The sequence below is a fragment of the Roseivivax sp. GX 12232 genome (assembly GCF_021272185.1).
Classification (GTDB): Bacteria; Pseudomonadota; Alphaproteobacteria; order Rhodobacterales; family Rhodobacteraceae; genus Roseivivax.
Genome location: NZ_JAJSEC010000001.1, coordinates 257877 through 276049 on the forward strand (window position 1 = coordinate 257877; position 18173 = coordinate 276049).

General features: G+C 69.5%; 17 protein-coding genes. 1 reads left to right on the forward strand and 16 read right to left on the reverse strand.

Annotation, left to right across the window (positions count from 1 at the left end; all coding sequences use genetic code 11):
* Window positions 1–22: 22 nt before the first annotated feature.
* From LR948_RS01115 to LR948_RS01185, 15 genes are all read right to left on the reverse strand, one after another.
* Window positions 23–733 (reverse strand): RraA family protein, encoded by a 711-nt coding sequence (locus LR948_RS01115; RefSeq protein ID WP_232752074.1) that lies wholly within the window; start codon window positions 731–733, stop codon window positions 23–25.
* On the reverse strand, window positions 730–1428 hold the full coding sequence (locus LR948_RS01120; protein WP_232752075.1) for an alpha/beta fold hydrolase: 699 nt from the start codon (window positions 1426–1428) through the stop codon (window positions 730–732). Before LR948_RS01120 ends, LR948_RS01115 begins: the two co-directional genes overlap by 4 nt.
* Window positions 1425–2543: a cobalamin-independent methionine synthase II family protein gene (locus LR948_RS01125; RefSeq protein WP_232752076.1), complete on the reverse strand. Its 1119-nt coding sequence runs from the start codon at window positions 2541–2543 to the stop codon at window positions 1425–1427. The genes LR948_RS01120 and LR948_RS01125 overlap by 4 nt, the downstream gene beginning before the upstream one ends.
* 40 nt (window positions 2544–2583) lie before the next feature.
* Window positions 2584–3234: an HAD-IA family hydrolase gene (locus LR948_RS01130; RefSeq protein WP_232752077.1), complete on the reverse strand. Its 651-nt coding sequence runs from the start codon at window positions 3232–3234 to the stop codon at window positions 2584–2586.
* A 54-nt stretch (window positions 3235–3288) separates the two neighbouring features.
* Entirely contained in the window at window positions 3289–4254 is a 966-nt protein-coding gene (locus tag LR948_RS01135) for a cupin domain-containing protein (protein WP_232752078.1), read from the reverse strand.
* A 10-nt stretch (window positions 4255–4264) separates the two neighbouring features.
* A complete protein-coding gene (locus LR948_RS01140; RefSeq protein WP_232752615.1) occupies window positions 4265–5263 on the reverse strand; it encodes a nuclear transport factor 2 family protein in 999 nt (332 codons plus the stop codon).
* A gap of 5 nt (window positions 5264–5268) precedes the next feature.
* Window positions 5269–6321, reverse strand: a complete 1053-nt coding sequence (locus LR948_RS01145; RefSeq protein ID WP_232752079.1) for a LacI family DNA-binding transcriptional regulator — start codon at window positions 6319–6321, stop codon at window positions 5269–5271.
* Window positions 6318–7076 (reverse strand): SDR family NAD(P)-dependent oxidoreductase, encoded by a 759-nt coding sequence (locus LR948_RS01150; protein ID WP_232752080.1) that lies wholly within the window; start codon window positions 7074–7076, stop codon window positions 6318–6320. The genes LR948_RS01145 and LR948_RS01150 overlap by 4 nt, the downstream gene beginning before the upstream one ends.
* A complete protein-coding gene (locus LR948_RS01155; RefSeq protein WP_232752081.1) occupies window positions 7073–8173 on the reverse strand; it encodes an ester cyclase in 1101 nt (366 codons plus the stop codon). Before LR948_RS01155 ends, LR948_RS01150 begins: the two co-directional genes overlap by 4 nt.
* The gene (hisD, locus tag LR948_RS01160) at window positions 8170–9498 is read right to left on the reverse strand and encodes a histidinol dehydrogenase (RefSeq protein WP_232752082.1); all 1329 of its coding nucleotides are present in this window, start codon (window positions 9496–9498) and stop codon (window positions 8170–8172) included. Before hisD ends, LR948_RS01155 begins: the two co-directional genes overlap by 4 nt.
* Window positions 9495–10049 carry an ester cyclase gene (locus LR948_RS01165; protein ID WP_232752083.1) on the reverse strand — a complete coding sequence of 185 codons (555 nt, stop codon included), beginning with the start codon at window positions 10047–10049 and terminating at the stop codon, window positions 9495–9497. Before LR948_RS01165 ends, hisD begins: the two co-directional genes overlap by 4 nt.
* Before the next feature lie 135 nt (window positions 10050–10184).
* Window positions 10185–11339: a carbohydrate ABC transporter permease gene (locus LR948_RS01170; protein WP_370634841.1), complete on the reverse strand. Its 1155-nt coding sequence runs from the start codon at window positions 11337–11339 to the stop codon at window positions 10185–10187.
* Window positions 11339–12361 (reverse strand): carbohydrate ABC transporter permease, encoded by a 1023-nt coding sequence (locus LR948_RS01175; RefSeq protein ID WP_232752084.1) that lies wholly within the window; start codon window positions 12359–12361, stop codon window positions 11339–11341. The genes LR948_RS01170 and LR948_RS01175 overlap by 1 nt, the downstream gene beginning before the upstream one ends.
* Window positions 12362–12488: 127 nt before the next feature.
* Window positions 12489–13712, reverse strand: coding sequence for an ABC transporter substrate-binding protein (locus LR948_RS01180; protein ID WP_232752085.1), 1224 nt, complete (start codon window positions 13710–13712; stop codon window positions 12489–12491).
* 191 nt (window positions 13713–13903) lie between these two features.
* Window positions 13904–14959 carry an ABC transporter ATP-binding protein gene (locus tag LR948_RS01185; RefSeq protein ID WP_232752086.1) on the reverse strand — a complete coding sequence of 352 codons (1056 nt, stop codon included), beginning with the start codon at window positions 14957–14959 and terminating at the stop codon, window positions 13904–13906.
* 135 nt (window positions 14960–15094) lie between these two features.
* Between LR948_RS01185 and LR948_RS01190 the strand changes: the two genes are divergently transcribed.
* Entirely contained in the window at window positions 15095–16105 is a 1011-nt protein-coding gene (locus tag LR948_RS01190) for an ester cyclase (RefSeq protein WP_232752087.1), read from the forward strand.
* 205 nt (window positions 16106–16310) lie between these two features.
* Here the strand turns inward: LR948_RS01190 and LR948_RS01195 are convergent, their stop codons facing one another.
* On the reverse strand, window positions 16311–18119 hold the full coding sequence (locus LR948_RS01195) for a histidine kinase N-terminal 7TM domain-containing protein (RefSeq protein ID WP_232752088.1): 1809 nt from the start codon (window positions 18117–18119) through the stop codon (window positions 16311–16313).
* Window positions 18120–18173 lie beyond the last annotated feature (54 nt).

Consider the following 18173-nt stretch of genomic DNA (forward strand, 5'->3'; position numbering starts at 1 on the left):
CGCCCCTACTCCGCCGACCCCCTCACGTCCGCGCCTTCTCGAAAGCCATCCACGCCGCCTCGAAGGCCGCGAAGTCGAAACCCGGCGCGCGGGCGGCCTCGAGCACGATCGCCTCGGTGCGCTGCATCTTCGCGATGGCCGCGCCCAGCTCGGGCAAAAGCTCCTCGGGAATCACCAGCGCACCGTGACGATCGGCGTGCACCCAGTCGCCCGGGGCCACCCGCAGCCCGAAGACCGTGACCGGCTCCGCCACGCTCCGCACGTGCACGAAGGCATGGCTCGGGCCGACGGAGCCCGCGATCACCGGGAAGCCCTCGGCCATGTCCCCGAGGTCGCGCATCACCCCGTTGGTCAGCGCGCCCGCCAGCCCGAAACCCCGATGCACCGTGGTGTTGATCTCGCCCCAGAAGGCGCCGACGGCCTCGGCCCCGTCGAGATCCTCGACCACCGCCAGCGCCGGGCCGTCCAGCGCCCCCGCATCCGCCCCGGCCATGTGGCGGTAATAGTCCATCCGCCGGGCGCGGATCGTCCCGGGATCCTCGTCCGGGGGCTCGGCGGCGGCGATCTGGGCGGTGCGGGCGCGGCCCACCAGGGCGCCCGCCTCGGGCGCGCTCGACAGAACCGTGCCGCGGGTAAAGGCATCGAAGCCGCGCCTGCCCTGGGCGGTCTCGATGGCGTTGCAGACGGTCGGCGTGTCGACCGCGCGCAGGAGCGTCAGAAGATCGGGGGTCATGTCTCCTCCAGCCAGCGCAGCAGCGCGGCAGTCGTGGGGTCCGGGGCTTCGAGCACGGGCAGATGGCCCGCGCCCTCGATGATCTCGAGCCGCGCCTGCGGCATGAGCTCGTGCATCAGGAGATGCCGCTCGACCGGGCAAAGCGCGTCCTGCCGCCCGCAAAGCACCAGCGCGGGCACGGTGAGCGCAGCCAGCGCCGCCTGCCGGTCGGGCCGGTCGCGCAGCGCCACCGACTGGCGGCAGAAGACCTCCGCGCCGAGGTCGCGCGCCATCTCCATGCAGAGATCGAGGATCTCCTGCCGCCCCGGCCCCTCGGCCAGGTAGCGCGGCTTCAACTCGTCGCGCATGACCGGGACCAGCCCGCCCGCGCGCACCCGCTCGATCTGCGGGCCCCGGGCGGCGCGGACCTCGGGCGCCTCGGCCAGGGGGTTGGTGTCGAGCAGCGCGATCCCCGCCAGCCGCTCCGGCGCTTGATGGGCGATCTCCATGGCGATGATGCCGCCCATGGAAAGCCCCGCCAGCGCAAAGCGCGGCGGCGCATGGGCCAGCACCTCGGCGGCCAGCGCGGCGGTGCTGTCCTGCGAGGTGATCGGGGCGCAATGCACGACGCGCCGCCCCGAGACCGCGGCGATCTGCGGCGCGAAAAGCCGCGCGTCGCACATCATGCCCGGCAGAAGGACCAGCGGCGTGCTCATGCCCGGCGCGCGCCCTCGGAGAGCGAGGCGAGCTTGGCATAGGCAATCTCGGGGTCGACCGCGCCGTAACCCGCGAAAGTGCCGAAGCCGCAGTCCGAGCCCGCCATGACCCGCTCCGCACCCACGAGATCGGTGAAGCGGCGCAGCCGTTCGGTCACCAGCTCGGGGTGTTCGACGAAATTGGTGGTCGTGTCCACGCAGCCCGGCACCAGCACCTTGTCGTCGGGAATATCCGCGCGGCGGTCGCGGAAGACCTGCCATTCATGGCCGTGGCGCGGGTTCGAGGTCTCGAAGAGCACGTAGCGCGCGGGCACCGACATGAGCGTGTCGAAGACCTTCTCCATGCCGATATCGCAGACATGCGGGCCCTCGTAGTTGCCCCAGCAGATGTGCAGCCGCACCTTGTCCTGCGGCACGTCAGACAGCGCGTGGCGCAGCGCCTCCACATGGCCCTGCGCGACCTTCAGGAACTCCTCGTCCGAGAGCTCGGTGAAGAGCATGTGCCGCGAGAGCGCGAGGTCGGGACAATCGAGCTGCAGGTCGAGCCCCGCGGCCACGATGGTCTCGTATTCCTCCTTCATCGCGTCAGCGAGCGCGGCCAGGTAAGCCTCGCGGGTCTTGTAGAAATCGTTCTGCAGAAACAGCGAGATCACCCCCGGCGAGGCGGCGTTCATGAAGCCCCGCTCGGCGCCGTGTTCGGCCATGGCCGCCTTGAGATGGGCGATGTCCTCCTGCAGCTCGCCCTGCCCCTTGGAGCGCACCTCGCCCACGCACATCGGCCGGGCATAGCTGGGCGTCCCCCCGGAAGAGGCGATGCGGTCCAGAAAGCTCGGATACATCTTCAGGTCCGCCGGCGCGTTCCGCGGGCTGTCGCCGTCGAAGCCGGTGTAGCGGTCCTTGACGTAGGTGGCGTAGCTGATCTTCGAGGTCTCGCCGTCGGAGACCACGTCGACCCCGGCTGCGACCTGGCGGCGCACGGTCTCGGAGACCGCCGATTTCATCGTGGCCGAGAAGGCCGCCGGGTCGTAGTCCTCGCCCTTTTCGCGGGCGAAGATGAAGTCGACGACCTCCTGGCTGCGCGGCAGGCTGCCGACATGGGTGGTTTTCACGGGCATCTCGTCTCCTTTCCGAGGCGCCGGTGAGCCCTGCCGGGCCTCAGGCCGCCATCATGTCTTGCGGCAGGGCGAGGTGCGAGACCAGCGCCGCCGCTCCTTCGAAGTTGGCCGGGTCGTGGAAGGCCCCCGGGAAGGCGAGGCAGGCCAGCCCCGCCGCCCGCGCGGCCCGGAGGCCGCCCGGGTTGTCCTCGACCGCCACCGCCTCCCCGGGCGCGAGGCGCAGCGCGCCCAGCGCATGGGCATAGGCCTCGGGGTCGGGCTTCGGGGCCACGGCGCTGTCGGTGTCCACGACCAGCGCGAAGCTGTCCCGCGAAAGCCCCGTCGCCGCCAGAAGCGCGTCGACATTGGCCGGCGCGGTGGTGGTGACAAGCGCCGTGACCCAGCCCGCCGCCCGCGCGGCCTCCAGCGTCTCGGCGACACCGGGGCGCAGGGCGACGCCCTGCTCCAACCGCTCCTGGAAAAGCGCGCTTTTCCGGGCGTGCAGCGCGGCCGCGTCCACCGCCTCCTCGCGGGCCTCGGCATAGGCCGCGATCCGCTCGCGCCCGCCCGAGGTGGTCAGCATCTCGCGGTAGTCCTCCGCGCTCCAGTGCCAGTCCAGTCCGGCCTCCGCGAAGGCGGTGTTGAAGCTGTCGCGTTGCAGGTCCGAGGTTTCGGCGAGCGTGCCGATCGAGCCGAGGAACAGGCCGGGCATGGGCATAAGCCTCCGTCATGATGTGCGTTGCCCGGCGCGACATAGCGGTCCCCCTCAGCCCTTCCACGTCGGACCGGCGGGATCGCCGGTGCCGAGGATGTGGTAAAGTGCCGCCTCCCCGGTCATCGCGGGCACCGCGCTGTGGTCGATGTTCTCGGGCATGCTCATGGTGTCGCCCGGGGCCAGGACGGTGCTGCCGCCTTCCCAGTCGATGCGCCAATGGCCGAAGACCGGCATCAGCACCGAGGGCCGGTCGTGGCGGTGCGGGCGCTCGCTGGCCGAGGCGCGGGTCACCAGGTCGACCTCGAAGCCCGGCCGGTCGGGCAGGCAGCCGTCCTCGCCGATGACCTTGACCGGGCGGCCGTCGGCCATGGCGGCCAAGTCGAGGTAGCGCGCGACATGGCGCGGGATGACCTCGGCGGCATGGGGCTCGGGATAGGTCTTGAGCTGGGCCTCGGTCAGAAGCGGCATGGGCGCCACGCCCTCGGGCAGGGCCTCGCCCTTCTTGGTGTCGTAGAGCTTGCCGTTCTCGCCCAGCACCAGCCCATGCGCCCGGGCGTCCTCGATCACCTGCGGCGCCCATTCCACGCCGCCGCCCGCGTCGTCGCCGCCGAGCACCGCCATGATCATCCCGTAATCCGTGCCGACGTTCTGGAAGCCGCGGAAGATGCCGGTGGGGATGTTGAAGATGTCGCCCTCCTCGAGGATGACGTGGCCGGCATCGCCCCAGCGGCCCCAGAAGAACTTCCAGCGGCCCTTGAGCACGAAGAAGACCTCGGCGGTGTGATGCGAATGCAGGCTGTTGCGGCAATGCGGCGGCTGGCCCGCGGCGCCGATGTTGAAGCCATGCGGGATGTTGATGTGCACGTGCTGGTCGGCGCTTTCCGAGACGCCGCCGCCGATGATGGTGAAGTTCTCCTTCTGGTCCGAGCCCGGCGTATGGGCGTCGATGAAGGCGGTGCGGCAGGGCTTCAGCTCGCCGTAGCGCACGATCCGGGTCGACATCTCCTCGGGGGTCATCCTGGTCTCCTCAATCTTCTGCGGGGGCGGCAGCCTCGACATCGCCGGTGGCGAGGAGGATCTGCTTCCAGACCGCGGTTTCGTCGTAGAGCGTGAATTCGCGGCGCAGCCCCCAGGGGCCGAACTCGGCGTGCGAGATGCCCATGACATGCACCTCGGCCCCGGTCGGAGCGCCGAAGACGCCCCAGCCGTCGTGTTTGCCGGTGAGCGACCAGCGGATCGCGGCGCGGGGCGGCATCAGCGCGTCCTCGCGGCCGATGCGGTGGTGGATCTCGAAGCGGGCCGAGGGAAAGGAGGCGCGCAGCCCGATCCAGAAGCGGTCGACCGCCCCGGTGCCGTGTTCCTCGACCCCGCCGGGGTAATGGGCCTGCACCGCGCGGTCGTATTCCGCCGGGATCGCGGCCAGGTCGGCGCCCATGATCCGGCTCAGAAGGTCGGCGTAGCGCGCGCCCCAGGCGTTGTCGTTGCCGCTGCCCTTGTAGGGGCCTTCGACGTCGTTGGCCGGGGTGCAGGGGCGCACGCAGGCCTCGGGCCCGCCCTCGCGGGCGATGAGGTCGCGGGCGTAGTCGCGCGGGTTCCAGCCGAGCTGCCGCACGATGGCGCCCTGGTCGCGGATCAGCCATTCGTCGTCGATGGCGTTGTCCTTGGCGTGGCAGTCGGCAAGGATCCGGTAGCGCAGCCTGGCGCCCGTGGCATTGCCGTAGACCCCGCGCCCGGTGTGGGTCGCATGGGACATGATCCGGTGCGAGGACAGCATCCCGGTCTCGGGCGTGCCCGACCAGATCACGTCCTCGCCCAGAAGCGTGCGGTCGGGAAACTCCGAGAGCGTCGCCATGGTCGCCGCGATCACGCCCTGGTTGCCCACCACCACCGAGGCCGGCGAGCGCACCACGATCTTGGGCGCGTAGTAGTCGTGCAGCGTGGCGATGCCGCGGTCTTCCCAGATCTCCTTGGTGATGCCGATGATGTAATCGGGGAAATCCCGAAACTTGGGGTCAAAGCCGTGCATCGCGCTCATGTCGTCCATCCTTGCGGTATCCGGGCCGAGCGGCGGACGACCAGCGGCGCCTCGATGGCCTCGCTGACCGGGGCCACGCCCGGGGTTTCGATCTGGTCGAGCAGCGTCGCCACGGTGCGCTCGACCATGAGATTGGCGCGCTGCCGGGCGGTGGTCAGCGCATAGGCGGGCCAGGCCGCGGGCGGCACGTCGTCGAAGCCCACGACCGAGACGTCCTCGGGCACCGAGAGGCCGAGCTCGAAGCGCAGGACATCCATGACGGCAAAGGCCATGTGGTCGTTGGCCACGAAGACCGCGTCGGGGCGGCGGTCGCGCTCGGCGAACATCTTGCGGGCGGCGACGCGGGCGCGGTCGGCGTGGAAATCCCCCTGCCCCCGCGCGAAAAGCTGCGCCCCGCCCTCGGCCAGGCCCGCCATCAGCCCCGCCTCGCGGTCGCGCTGGGTCGAGGCGCCCTCCCAGCCCGCGATATAGCCGACGCGCTCGTGCCCGCCGGCCAGGAGGAAGCGCGCGATCTCGCGTCCGCCGGAGAAATTGTCCGAGGTGATCGCCCCCACGCCGCTCATGTCCTGGGCGCGGTTGAACAGCACCACCGGCACGCCCAGCGCCCGGCAGCGGGTCGCGAGGTTCGAGGACATGGCCACCGAGGCCGCGATGATGCCCGCCACCTGGTAGTCGAGGATCTCGTCGATCACGTCGTCGATGTTGCCGGCGGTCTGCGAGGCCATGAAAATGAGGACGTGGTAGCCCTCGGCCTGCAGCGCCTTGGAGAATTTCTCCAGCGCCTCGGGGTAGAAGTAGTTCTCGAGGTAGGCGACCACGAGGCCGATCATCCGGCTGCGACCGGTGATCAGCGAGCGCGCCAGGACGTTCGGGCGGTAGCCCAGCGTCTCGGCGGCGGCGCGCACCTTCTTGGCGGTCTTCTCCGAGACCGAGGCGCCGGGCGTGTAGACCCGGCTCACCGCCGAACGGCTGACGCCCGCGGCCCGCGCCACGTCCTGGGCGGTGACCTTCTCGGGCTTCGGGCCCTCGGTGTCGCCGGGCGCGCTCATTCCGCGGTCCAGCCGCCGTCGACCATCTGCGCCGATCCGGTGACCAGCGCCGAGGCCTCCGAGGCGAGGTAGAGCACCGCGCCCATCACGTCTTCCACCTGCCCCACCCGGCCGAGCTTGATCTTCTCTTCGAGCCAGGCGCGTTTCGCCGGATCGGCAAAGGTCGCCTCGGTCAGCGGCGTGCGCACGAAGGTCGGGCAAAGCGTGTTGATGCGGATGCCGAGCGGCCCCCATTCGATCGCCATGGCCTTCACCATGCCTTCGACGGCGTGTTTCGAGGCGCAGTAGACCGCCCGGTCGATGCCGCCGACATGGCCCATCTGGCTCGAGACATGCACGATCGACCCACCCTTTCCCGCGGCCTTCAGCGCCCGCGCGGCGCGCTGCGACAGGAAGTAGGCGGCGCGCAGGTTGACCTGCAGGACGGCGTCGAAATCCTCGGGCGTCGTGTCGAGCGCCGGGGCGTGGCGGGCCATTCCGGCGGCGTTGACCACCACGTCGAAGGGCGTCTCGAAGAGCGCGTCGAGCGCTTCGAGGTCGCCCACGTCACCGGCCCGGGCCTCGGCCTGCCAGCCTTCGGCGCGCATGGCCTCGACCGCCTCGGTCAGGGGGCCTTCACGGCGGGCGAGACAGGTCACATGCGCGCCCGCCTCGGCCAGCGCCACCGCGCAGCCGAGCCCGATGCCCGAGGAGGCGCCGGTGACCAGCGCGCGCTTGCCATCAAGGCGGAACGACGGGGTGCGGGGCAGCTTCATGCCGGACCTCCAGGAACCGCGATGCGGCCCAGGTTGCGGGCCTTGTTGAACTCGCGCAGCCGGGCGAAGACATCGACGCCGAGCTGCCGGTAGGCGTCCAGGAGGTCGACCAGCACCCAGTTTTCCCGGATCAGACCATCCTCGAGCCGCCAGAAGTCGAGGCTGCGCATGGTGATCTTGCGGCCCGCGGGCGCGATGCCCATCCAGCCGTCATGGGTCACGGTCTGCACCATGTTCGGCCAGCCGGTCACCGCTGCGTAATCGCCGTCACCGAAGAAGTGATAGGTGATCTCGTCGAGATACTGCCCGCGGTCGGGCATGCCGTTCAGGAAGGGGATCTGGTGCCAGTTGCGGAAGCCCGCGATGCCGCGCCCGGTTCCGATGCCCGAGGGGCCGTACCAGTTCATGCGCGGATGCCAGAAGCGCTCCATCTCCATGACCTCGGGGCCGCCCTGGCTGGGGTGCTTCTTGAGGTGTTCGAGCATGTCGACGATGTGCTGGCGCGTGGCCTCGGATTTCGCGGCGTCATGCGGGCCGGGCACCAGGCCGTCCTGGGTCGCGGGGCCCGGCACGTGGAACTCGCGCCCGAGCGAGGGCGCCATGGGCCAGGCGCCGGCCTGCATCATCACCTCGGGGATGTCCCAGAGCGCCTGGAACTCCACCACCCTGCCCTCGGCGAAGCGGTAGAACTCGTGAAAGCGCATGGTGACCTGGTGGCCGGTCGGCGGGATGTCGAGCCAGGGGCCGGTGAAGACCCCGGTGTAATAGCCGCCGCAGCCGACCCAGTCGGCGCCGAATTCGTCGGCTCCGGCCATGACGATGGTGTCGCGCCGCTCGAGGTCGGGCCAGGCGGCCAGGAGGTCGCGGAAGGCGCTGTCGTAGAAGGCCTCGGGGCCGGTGCTGTCGCCGAAGGGATGGCAGAGCCGGAAGAGCGCATCCGGCGCGGCCAGTTCGGCGAGCGCATGGCGCACCGCGCCTTCCTCGAAGTCATACATCGCCGCGCGCAGGGGCGCGATCAGCGCCTTGTGGCGGCTGTGGCGGTCGCTCTCCGCGGGCGCCCTTGCAGGCGCCGCGAGGGTTGGGTCGCTCGTGCTCATTCCGCGGCCTCTTTGGGCCGGGCGCCCGCGCCGTAGGGCACGTTGTCCCCGCCGTAGCGGCGCACGCGGATGTTGCATTGCTCGGCGTGGCCCACGAAGCCCTCGAGCATGCAGAGCCGCGAGCCGACCCGGCCGATCTCGGCCGCCGCGGCATCGCTGGTGACCTTCTGGTAGCTGTGGGTCTTGAGGAACTTGCCGACCCAGAGCCCGCCGGTGTAGCGGCCCGCCTTCTTGGTCGGCAACGTGTGGTTGGTGCCGATCACCTTGTCTCCATTGGCGACATTGGTGCGCGGCCCGAGGAAGAGCGCGCCGTAGCTCGTCATGTGCTCGAGGAACCAGTCGTCGCGGTCGGTCATGACCTGCACGTGCTCGGAGGCGATCTCGTCGGCGACAGAGAGCATTTCGTCGTAGCTGTCGCAGAGGATGACCTCGCCGTAATCCTCCCAGCTCACCCGGGCGGTGTCGGCGGTGGGCAGGATCTTCAGGAGCCGGTCGATCTCGGAAAGCGTGCCCTCGGCGAGCTTGCGGGAGTTGGTAACGAGCACCGCGGGCGAGTTGTAGCCGTGTTCGGCCTGGCCCAGGAGGTCGGTCGCGCAGAGCTCGGCGTCGACGGTCTCGTCGGCGATCACCATGGTTTCGGTCGGCCCGGCGAAGAGGTCGATGCCCACCCGCCCGAAAAGCTGGCGCTTGGCCTCGGCCACGAAGGCATTGCCGGGGCCGACCAGCATGTGCACGGGGTCGATACTCTCGGTGCCGAGCGCCATGGCGCCGACCGCCTGGATGCCGCCGAGCACGTAGATCTCATGCGCGCCGCCGAAATGCATGGCGGCGATGACACCGGGGTTGGGCGCGCCCTGCCAGGGCGGGGTCGCGGCGACGATGCGCGGCACGCCCGCGACCGAGGCCGTGGCCACCGACATATGCGCCGAGGCGACCATGGGGAACTTGCCGCCGGGCACGTAGCAGCCGACGGACTGGACGGGGATGTTCTTGTGGCCGAGGATCACGCCCGGCATGGGCTCGACCTCGACGTCGGTCATCGAGGCGCGCTGCGCCTCGGCGAAGGCGCGCACCTGCTCCTGGGCGAAGCGGATGTCGGCCAGCTCCTGGGCGGAGAGCTGCGCGATGGAGCGCTCGATCTCCTCCTCGGTCAGCCGGAAGCTCGCGGGGCTGTAGTTGTCGAACTTCTCGCTCAGCGCGCGCACCGCGGCGTCGCCCCGGGCCTCGATGTTGGAAAGCGTCGCCTCGACGATGGCGCGGGTCTTGGCGTCGTCCTCGCCGCGCGCCGCCTCTGACTTGCCACGCTTCAGATAGTCAACACTCATCGGGTCTCTCCTCGGCTGTCGGATGGGGCGGGACGGGGCGGCACCCTCTCGCCGCGGTCGAAGGCCTCCCAGCCCTCGCCGGAAAAGACGTCATGGCCGAGCTGCGCTAGCACATGCGGGAAATCGACCATCACCCAGTTGTCGGTGATCCGGCCGTCCTCGACCTTCCAGAAATCCATGTAGCGGATCTCGACCCGGCGGCCGGTGGGAGCGATGCCCATGAAGGGCCCGGCATGGGTGGCCTCCTGCCGGCCGAAGGCCGCGGCCCATTCGCCCATGAAGAGCCGCGCCTCGTCGATGCAGACCTTGTCCGAGAAGGCCGCCTGGAAGGGGCGCTGCCAGTTCTCCTGGAACTCGCGCAGCCCGGTCTTGGTGCCGCAGCCATAGTTGCCCATCCAGCGGAAGCTCTCGGCGAAGAAGGCGCCGATGTCGTCGATGCGGTGGTCGTTGAGCCCGTCCACCATGCCCTCGATCACGCGGCGGGTGTCCTCGGTCTTGCTTAGGTCGGTGTCGCGGCTCAGCGCGGCCTGTTCGGGTCGGGAACCTTTCATGGCCCGGTCTCTCCTGTCTCTGGGTCTGTCTTGCGGCGGTCTGCGGCTGGGCTCAGCCGCCCCCGTCGGGACAGTCCCGCGGCATCCGGTTCAGCGCCGGATGCCGGGCGATCTTGGCGTGGCGGGCCTGGCGGCTCATCCCTTCACCGCCCCCGCGGTCAGACCCGAGACGATCTGGCGCTGGAACACCATGACCAGCACGAAGAGCGGCGCGGTGATCGAGACCGCCGCGGCGATGGCCTCGACCTGGTCGGTCGTCGTCGTCTCGCGGTTGAAGTAGCTGGCGATGGCCGGAACCATGGTCTGGTTCTGCGCATCCAGAAGCAGCGAGGTCACCAGGAAGTCGTTGTAGCCCAACAGGAAGCTGAAGAGGCCGGTGGTGATCACCCCGGGCCACATCACCGGCATGATGACCTGCCGGAAGGCCTGGAAATGGGTGCAGCCGTCGACCCGCGCCGCCTCGTCGAGCTCGGTCGGGATGTTCTGGAAGAAGGAGCGCAGCATCCAGATGGTGAAGGGCTGGTTGATCGCCACCAGCACCGCGATCACCGCGTAGGGCTGGCCGTAGAGCGTGGGCGCGGCCTCGCCGAAGATCGGCGCCAGCCAGTCGCGCGAGTTGATGAAGACCGGCAGGTAGCCCGCGACCAGCACCGAATGCGGCAGCGCCCGGAAGATCAGCGCCGCGATCAGGAGCCAGAAGGCCAGGTTCGAGGGCGAGCGCGCCAGCGCGTAGCCCGCCAGCGTCCCCACGGTAAGCGAGATCGTCACCACCCCCGCCGTCACGATCAGCGAGTTGATGAAGTTGCGGTAGAAGGCGTTCTCCACCCAGACCGCGTAGTAGTGATCGAAGGTCGCCCCGATCACCGGCGCGCCGAGCGGCCCCAGTGCCGCGTCGAGCGGGCCGAGGACCGTGGGCAGGAGCCAGAAGACCACCGCGCCGAAGAGGACCGCGTAGCCGAGCCCGCCCAGAAGCCAGCCCAGCGCCAGAAGCCCCGCGGGCGTCCGGCGGCGCACCAGCCCCGGCAGGCCGGTGAAGGCCCAGCGGATCAGCAGCAGGATCACCGCGCCGCCCAGCACCAGGTCGATGCCCGAAAGGCCCGCGCCGCCCGCCCGGGTGGCAGGGCCGGTCAGCACCTCGGAGAAGCTGCCCGAGAAGGCGTCGACCGGGGATTTCACGCTCATGATCGCGATCCAGGCGATCGGGAAGATCGCTAGCAGGCACCAGAAGGCGAGGAATCCCGCCGAGGCCAGGCGCAGCGGCAGCGGTTGACGAAGCGTCTTGGCGGTCATCAGCGGAACCCCTTGTGTTCACGCCAGGCCCGGCGGACCGGCGCGATGAGCAGGATCACGACCCCGATCATGGTCAGCATCGCCGAGGCCGAGGCGCGGCTGATCGCGCGGTTGCCGGCGTCGTCGGGCTGGAGCAGGTCGTAGGTCAGCCATTGCAGCGAGATGACGTGGCTCTGGCTGGAGAAGCCGACGATCTCCTCGAAGGCGCGGTAGGCGTCCATCAGGTGGATCAGCGCCACAAAGGTGATCAGCGGCCCGAGGTGCGGGATCACCACGAAGCGCAGGCGCTGCCAGCGGCTCGCCCCGTCGACGATGGCTGATTCCAGCGTGTCCTGGTTCACCGTCTGCAGGCCGGCGTAGAAGATCACGAAGGCGAAGGGCGCGACGTGCCAGACCCGGTAGAAGAGCATCATCAGCTCGATCGTCCAGCCCTGGGCGAACATCGCGATGTCGCGCGCCAGCATGTTCTCGAGGAAGGCCGTGAGGATGCCGTCGCCGATGAAGAGCCAGCGGATCGACAGGACCCCGATCACCGGGGTGATGATGAAGGGCAGAAGCGAGATGAAGATCACCGGCCCGCGCAGCGATTTGACGGCGTTGTTCACCGCCAGCGCGATGGCCAGCCCCGCGACGATCACGATCGGCAGGGTGATCAGCGTGAACATCAGCGTGAAGCGCAGCGCCGACCAGAAGTCGATGTTGAGGATCTGCCCGATCCGCCCCGACGAGAGGGCCTCGCCCACGCGGTCGAGCTGCAGCATGTTGCGGTAGCTCTCGAGCCCGACGTAGCGGGTCTGGGTCTGCACCTCGCCCGCTTCGTCCAGGACCGGCCGGCTTTTCGTCTCGGTGGTGCAGATCGCGGTCGGGAAGCTCGGCGTGCAGGTCTCGACCTCGACGCGCTCGAAGACCGGCTGGGTGACGTAGAAGCTCTGCGCGAAGACCGACACCAGGGGCGCTGCGATGAAGATCAGCATCATCAGGAGCGAGGGCGCGACGAACGCGGCGAAGACCCGGGGCTTCATGCGCTTTCTCCTTGGCTGGCGCGCACGGGGCTCGGCCGGTCGCGCGGGGAACGGGGGCGTCGGTAAGGGCGGTGGGACCGGCCCCTGGCGGGGGAGAGACCGCCGGGGCCGGACCCGTGGTGCGGGGTCAGCCCTGGATCAGGCCGGCCTCGCGGGCGCTGGTGATGTAGTCGGCCTCGATGTCCGCGAGCGTCTGCTCGGCGTCCTTGTCGCCGGTCAGATAGGCCGAGACGTTGTTGCCGATGGCGGTGTGCATCAGCCCCATCGCCGTGGTCGAGGGATAGGCCGTGGCGCCGGGCTGCGACTGCAGCGTGGCGATGGCGCCCTGCGCGAGCCGGGTCGGCTCGTAGCCCTGCACCAGCCAGATCGCGGCGTCATTGGCGCCCTGCACCATCTCGCTGTCGATGCCTTCCATGGCGACGCGGAAGGCCGCCTCGGCTTCCTCGTCCGAGATGTTCTTGGCGACCACGACGCCGTCCCACCAGATCGTGGTGGCCGGCGGGCCGTCGGCGGTGGCGCGCGGCGCGGCGGCGCTTTCCACCAGCCCCACGACCGAGGATTCCTCTTCGTTGTCCATGGCGCCCGCGCGGCTCGCCCAGAGGTTCGCCATGGCGATCTTGCCCTGCTGGAACTGCTGCTGCACGTAGGTCGAGTCGGAGACGAGATACTCGGGGTCCATGTAGTCGGTCATGGCCTTCATCATCTCGAGCGCGTTCACCCCGGCCTCGGTGTTGATGGTCGGCATGTTGTCGGCGTCGGTGAAGCTGCCGCCGAAGCCCAGGAACATGTTGTTGAAGTCCTGCGCGAGGTTCCAGCCCGACTTCATCGTGGCGCCGAGCGGGTAGTCGACGACCTCCGCGGCCTCGATGGCCTCGGCAGCGGCCAGCACCTCCTCCCAGGTCTCGGGCACCTCGAGGCCCAGGTCTTCGAAGATGTCGGCGCGATACATCAGGTGCTGGGTGTTCACCATCATGCCCACGGCCATGATCTGGCCGTCGATGCGGATCAGCTGGTTGTCGTTGAGGTTCTCGCCGTATTCCGCGACCAGATCGTCGAGCGGCCGGATCAGGCCTTCGTTGATCAGCGGCGTGATGGTGCCGTTCGACACCCCGCCCAGCGCGTAGAGCGAAGGATCGGCCGAGAAGGCCTCGGGCTGCTTGGTGCGGAACTCCTGGTCCAGCTCGGCGCTGAAGTTGCCACATTCGGCCATGGCGTCGCTGACCGCCTTCCAGGCCTCGAAGCCCGCCGACAGCATGCTGACGGGGGTGTCGTTCTCGAAGGCGCAGTCGGCGCTGGCGGTTGTCGCCAGGAGGCTGGCCACACCGGCCAGCAGGATCGATCTGTAGGTCATCTCATGTCTCCCAGTTGTCGTTGCCACGCGGCGCCCGCCGCGGGGGATACCGGCCATGTGGGGCCGATCTCGGGTCCGCCCGCTGCCGGGACGGTCACAGGACGGGGCGCCGGTGCCGGGGCCGGGCGCGGGGCTTGCGCAGGTCGTCTCGCCGTCATCGCCCCTCCTCCCCTCGGGGCGCCGCCCTTCCGCTAGGAGGCCAGGCGCGCGCCGGTGCCGGATTGAAACAGATGCACCGCCTGGGGCGGCACGTGGAACGCCATGTCCTCGCCGATCCGGGCGCGGACCTCCTTGGAGGCCTTGACCGAGACCAGCGCGCCGCCGGCCTTGACCGACAGCATGGTGGCATCGCCCAGAAGCTCCTCGGTGTAGAGCGGCGCGCGGATCGCCGCCGCCTCGCCCGCCTCGGCCAGCCGCGCGTCCTCGGCGCGGAAGCCCAGGGTCAGCGGCCCGTCGGGCACCGAGAGCCCCTCGACCCGGACGTTGTCGCCCTCGAAGGTGCCGCCGGTGACATGGCCTTCGAGCAGGTTCATGCCGGGCGAGCCGATGAAGCCCGCGACGAAGGCATTGGCGGGGTTGTCGTAGATCTCGGTGGGCGTGCCGACCTGCTGGACCACGCCCTGCTTCATCACCACCACCCGGTCTGCGAGCGTCATCGCTTCGATCTGGTCGTGGGTGACGTAGATCGTCGTCACCTTCAGCTCGTGGGAAAGGTTCTTGATCTGCGCCCGGGTCGAGACCCGGAGCTTGGCGTCGAGGTTCGACAGCGGCTCGTCCATGAGAAAGACGTTGGGCTCGCGCACGATGGCGCGGGCCAGGGCCACGCGCTGGCGCTGGCCGCCCGAAAGCTCGGCCGGCTTGCGGTGCAGGAACTCCTCGAGCTCGACCATGCGCGCGGCGCGCATCACCCGCTCTTCGTGCACCGCCTCGTCGATCTTCCGCACCCGGAGCGGGAAGCGGATGTTCTCATAGACGTTGAGATGCGGGTAGAGGCCGTAGGACTGGAACACCATGGCCACGTCGCGGTCCTTGGGGTCGAGGTCGTTGACCACCTTGCCGCCGATGGTGATCTCGCCCTCGGTGGCATCCTCGAGCCCGGCGATCATCCGCATCGTGGTGGTCTTGCCGCAGCCCGAGGGCCCGAGCAGCACCAGGAACTCCTGGTCGGCGATGGTCAGATCGAAGCGATCCACGCCGATGAAGGTGCCCCAACGCTTGGACAGGTTCCTGAGCTCGATCTCGGCCATGGTCTTCCTCTTCCGGAGCGCGGCGCTGGCAGCGTTTTGCACTCGATTGCAAACACGCTAGACAGAAGCGCCGCCCCATGGCAAGTCTTTTTTGCAATCGTGTGCAACACAATCGAGCGAAGCGAGGACGAGACGATGGAAACACCCCTGGACGCCGCCGCACTGCGCGAGGCGCTGGCGGCGCTGATCGCGTGCCCCGAGGCCGAGATCGAGACCCGGGCCGAGGCCTGCCTGGCCGAGGATTGCCGCTTTCATCTCTCCGCGCCACTGGAGCTGCTCGAGGGCCGCGACGCGGTGATCGCGGGCTTCATCCGCCCCCTGCGCGCCGCGCTCGCCGGGGCTTACCGGCGCGACGAGATCTTCATCTCCGGGGCCAACCGTCGCGAGACCGGCGGCGACTGGCTGGCCAGCGTCACCCATTACGTGGGCGATTTCACCGGCGCTTTCGCCGGGCTTGCGCCCTCGGGCCACCTGGCCTTCCTGCGCGCGGGCGAGTTCTACCGCGTCGCGCAGGGCCGGATCACCGAGGCACGGATCATCCTCGACCTGCCGGACCTCATGCGCCAGGCGGGCCGCTTCCCCCTGCCCCGGATGCTCGGCACCGAGATGCTCTTTCCCGGCCCCGCCACCCATGACGGCGTCCTGCCCACGGCGGGCGACGGCGCGGCGAGCCTCGACGTGGTCGAGCGGATGCTCTCGGACCTGCACGCCTTCGACCCCGCCACCTTCGAGAGCGCCGACCAGACCGGGGCGACCGGCGCCTGGGCCGAACACATGATGTGGTACGGGCCGGGCGGGATCGGTTCGAACTACCGCTGGGGCGGCTTCGTGCGCGACCACCGCAGCGCCTTTTTGACCGCCTTCCCCGACCGCAAGGGCGGCAACCATTACTGCCGGATCGGCAACGGCAATTACGCCGCGGTCTCGGGCTGGCCCTCGATGACCATGACGCACCAGGGCGACTACCTGGGCGTGCCCGCGAGCGGCAAGGCGCTGACCCTGCGGGTGATGGATTTCTACCGCGTGGCCGAGGGCCGGATCGCCGAGAACTGGGTGCTGCTGGATTACACCGAGCTCTTCGCGCAGATGGGCGTCGACCTGATCGCGCGTTCGAACGACATGGCCCCGCGCGACGCGGCGGGGTGATGGGGGGCTTGGGCGACGGCATGGAAGGCGGGGCCGTTTAGCCCCGCCCAGCATGGCGGAGCGCGCGGCACTCCCCAGCCTTATTCGGTGGGATGACCTGGTGCCCGAGAACCCCATCCGCGCCGCTCACTGACATGAACGGGCGGACCTAACCCTTCAGCGATGAGAGGGAAAAAGGCGCGCCCCAACCCGGGGCCCGCCGCGCCTAGCCCGCCATCATCTCCACATCCGGCGAGGCCTCGGCCAGCAGGTCGAACTCGACGTGGAACACCGTCCCCTGCCCGACCGTGCTGTCGTAGAAGATCACCCCGGACATCTGCTCGACCAGCTGCTTGGAGATATGCAGCCCCAGCCCCGAGCCCTCGGCGCTGCGGGTCTTGGTGCCGTCGACCTGAGCGAAGCGCCCGAAGACCCGGTCCTCGGCGCCCTCGGGGATGCCGCGCCCGCTGTCCTTGATCGAGAGCCGCGCGCGGCCGCCTTCGAGCCCCAGGAAGCCCTCGACCACGGCGCCGGGCGAGGAAAACTTGATGGCGTTGGAGATCAGGTTGTCGACCACCTGGCGCAGGCGGAACTCGTCGCCCAGGATTACCGGCGCGGGCCCGCCCGGGCGCGCCTCGAGCCGCACCTTGCGCTCCTCGGCGAACATCTGGTTCTCGCCGATGCTGCCTTCGAGCAGCGCCGCGAGGTCCACCGGCGTGCGGTCCAGGACCAGCGCCTCGAGCTCGATCTTCTGGGCCAGCAGGATGTTGTCGATCAGCCGCGAGAGCCGCTCGCCGTTGCGCCGCGCGATGTCGAGCGAGCTTTGCATCGGTTGTGTCAGCTCGCCCAGCCGCCCGCTCTGGACCAGCGCCAGCCCGCCCTTGAGCGAGGTCAGCGGCGTGCGCAGCTCGTGGCTGATGACCGAGATGAACTCGTCCTTGGCGCGGTTGGCCTCGGCGGCCTGGCGCAGGGCCAGCTCCAGCGCCTCGGTGGTCTTGATGCGCTCGGTGATGTCGACCAACGTGACGCTCCAGCCGAGCTTGCGGCGGGTCGGGTTGAGAGGGTCGGAGACCTCGGAGACGCGCGGCTCGTAGATCCGCTCGCCGACGACGATCTGCGGCTCTTCCTCGCTCTCGGCCCGGCCGAGGTCGCCCAGGAAGCGCGCCACACCGCGCGGCAGCACCGCCTCGCCCGGGGCCGCGCCATGACCGAAGAGCACCCGCCGCGCGGCGGCGTTGCGCAGCACCACGCGGTGGCGCCGGTCGACCACGACCACCGGTTCGGTGGTGGCATCGAACAGGATCTGCCGCCCGATCGTCGCCATATCCATGGTCTTGCTCTTGGCCAGGATCGAGGAGAAGGCGACCACCCCGAAGGTGAACATGAAGGAGGTCGGGTCGAGCCCGAAGAAGGTCACGTCCCAGAAGACATAGGCCGCATTGGCCGAGAGCGGCGCGATGGTGATCAAGACCAGCGTCGCCAGAAGCGGCCAGACGTGCCGCTCGGCCCGGGTGAAGGCCCGGCCAAGGCAGATCAGCGCCGCCATGACGAAGGGATAGACCGCCGCCACCACGGCGTAGAAGAACGGCCCGTGCACATAGGTGATCCGGCCCGCGCCCGGCGCCATGGCGGTGCCCGGCCCGTAGAGAAGCCCGTGCCAGGGGTTGCTCAGCGCCACGACGCCGACGAGGGCCGAGAAGAGCGCCACGCCCAGATGCACGCTCCGGCGGTGCACCCAGGCGGCGTCGTCGACATAGGCGAAGACGAACATGCACCAGGCGAGCGGCAGCATGGCGATGGCCGGCCAGGAGAGGGTCGAGAAGGCCAGCTTGCAGGCCGCCCCCGGGGTCGCGGCCTCGAGCCCGACCATGGCGAGCCACCAGAGCATGTTGACGTTGGTGACGATGAAATAGCGCTTGCCCTCGAAGCGCTGGAAGGCGGCCATCCAGACAAGCATGACCAGGGCCACGACCCAGACAAGGGCGACCCCCAGGAACACGAGGTCCACGTTCAGTCCCGACAGGCAACTCGTCATGGGATATCGACAATCCGTTTCACAAAAGGGCTTTTGTCAAACCTTCCGGAACAA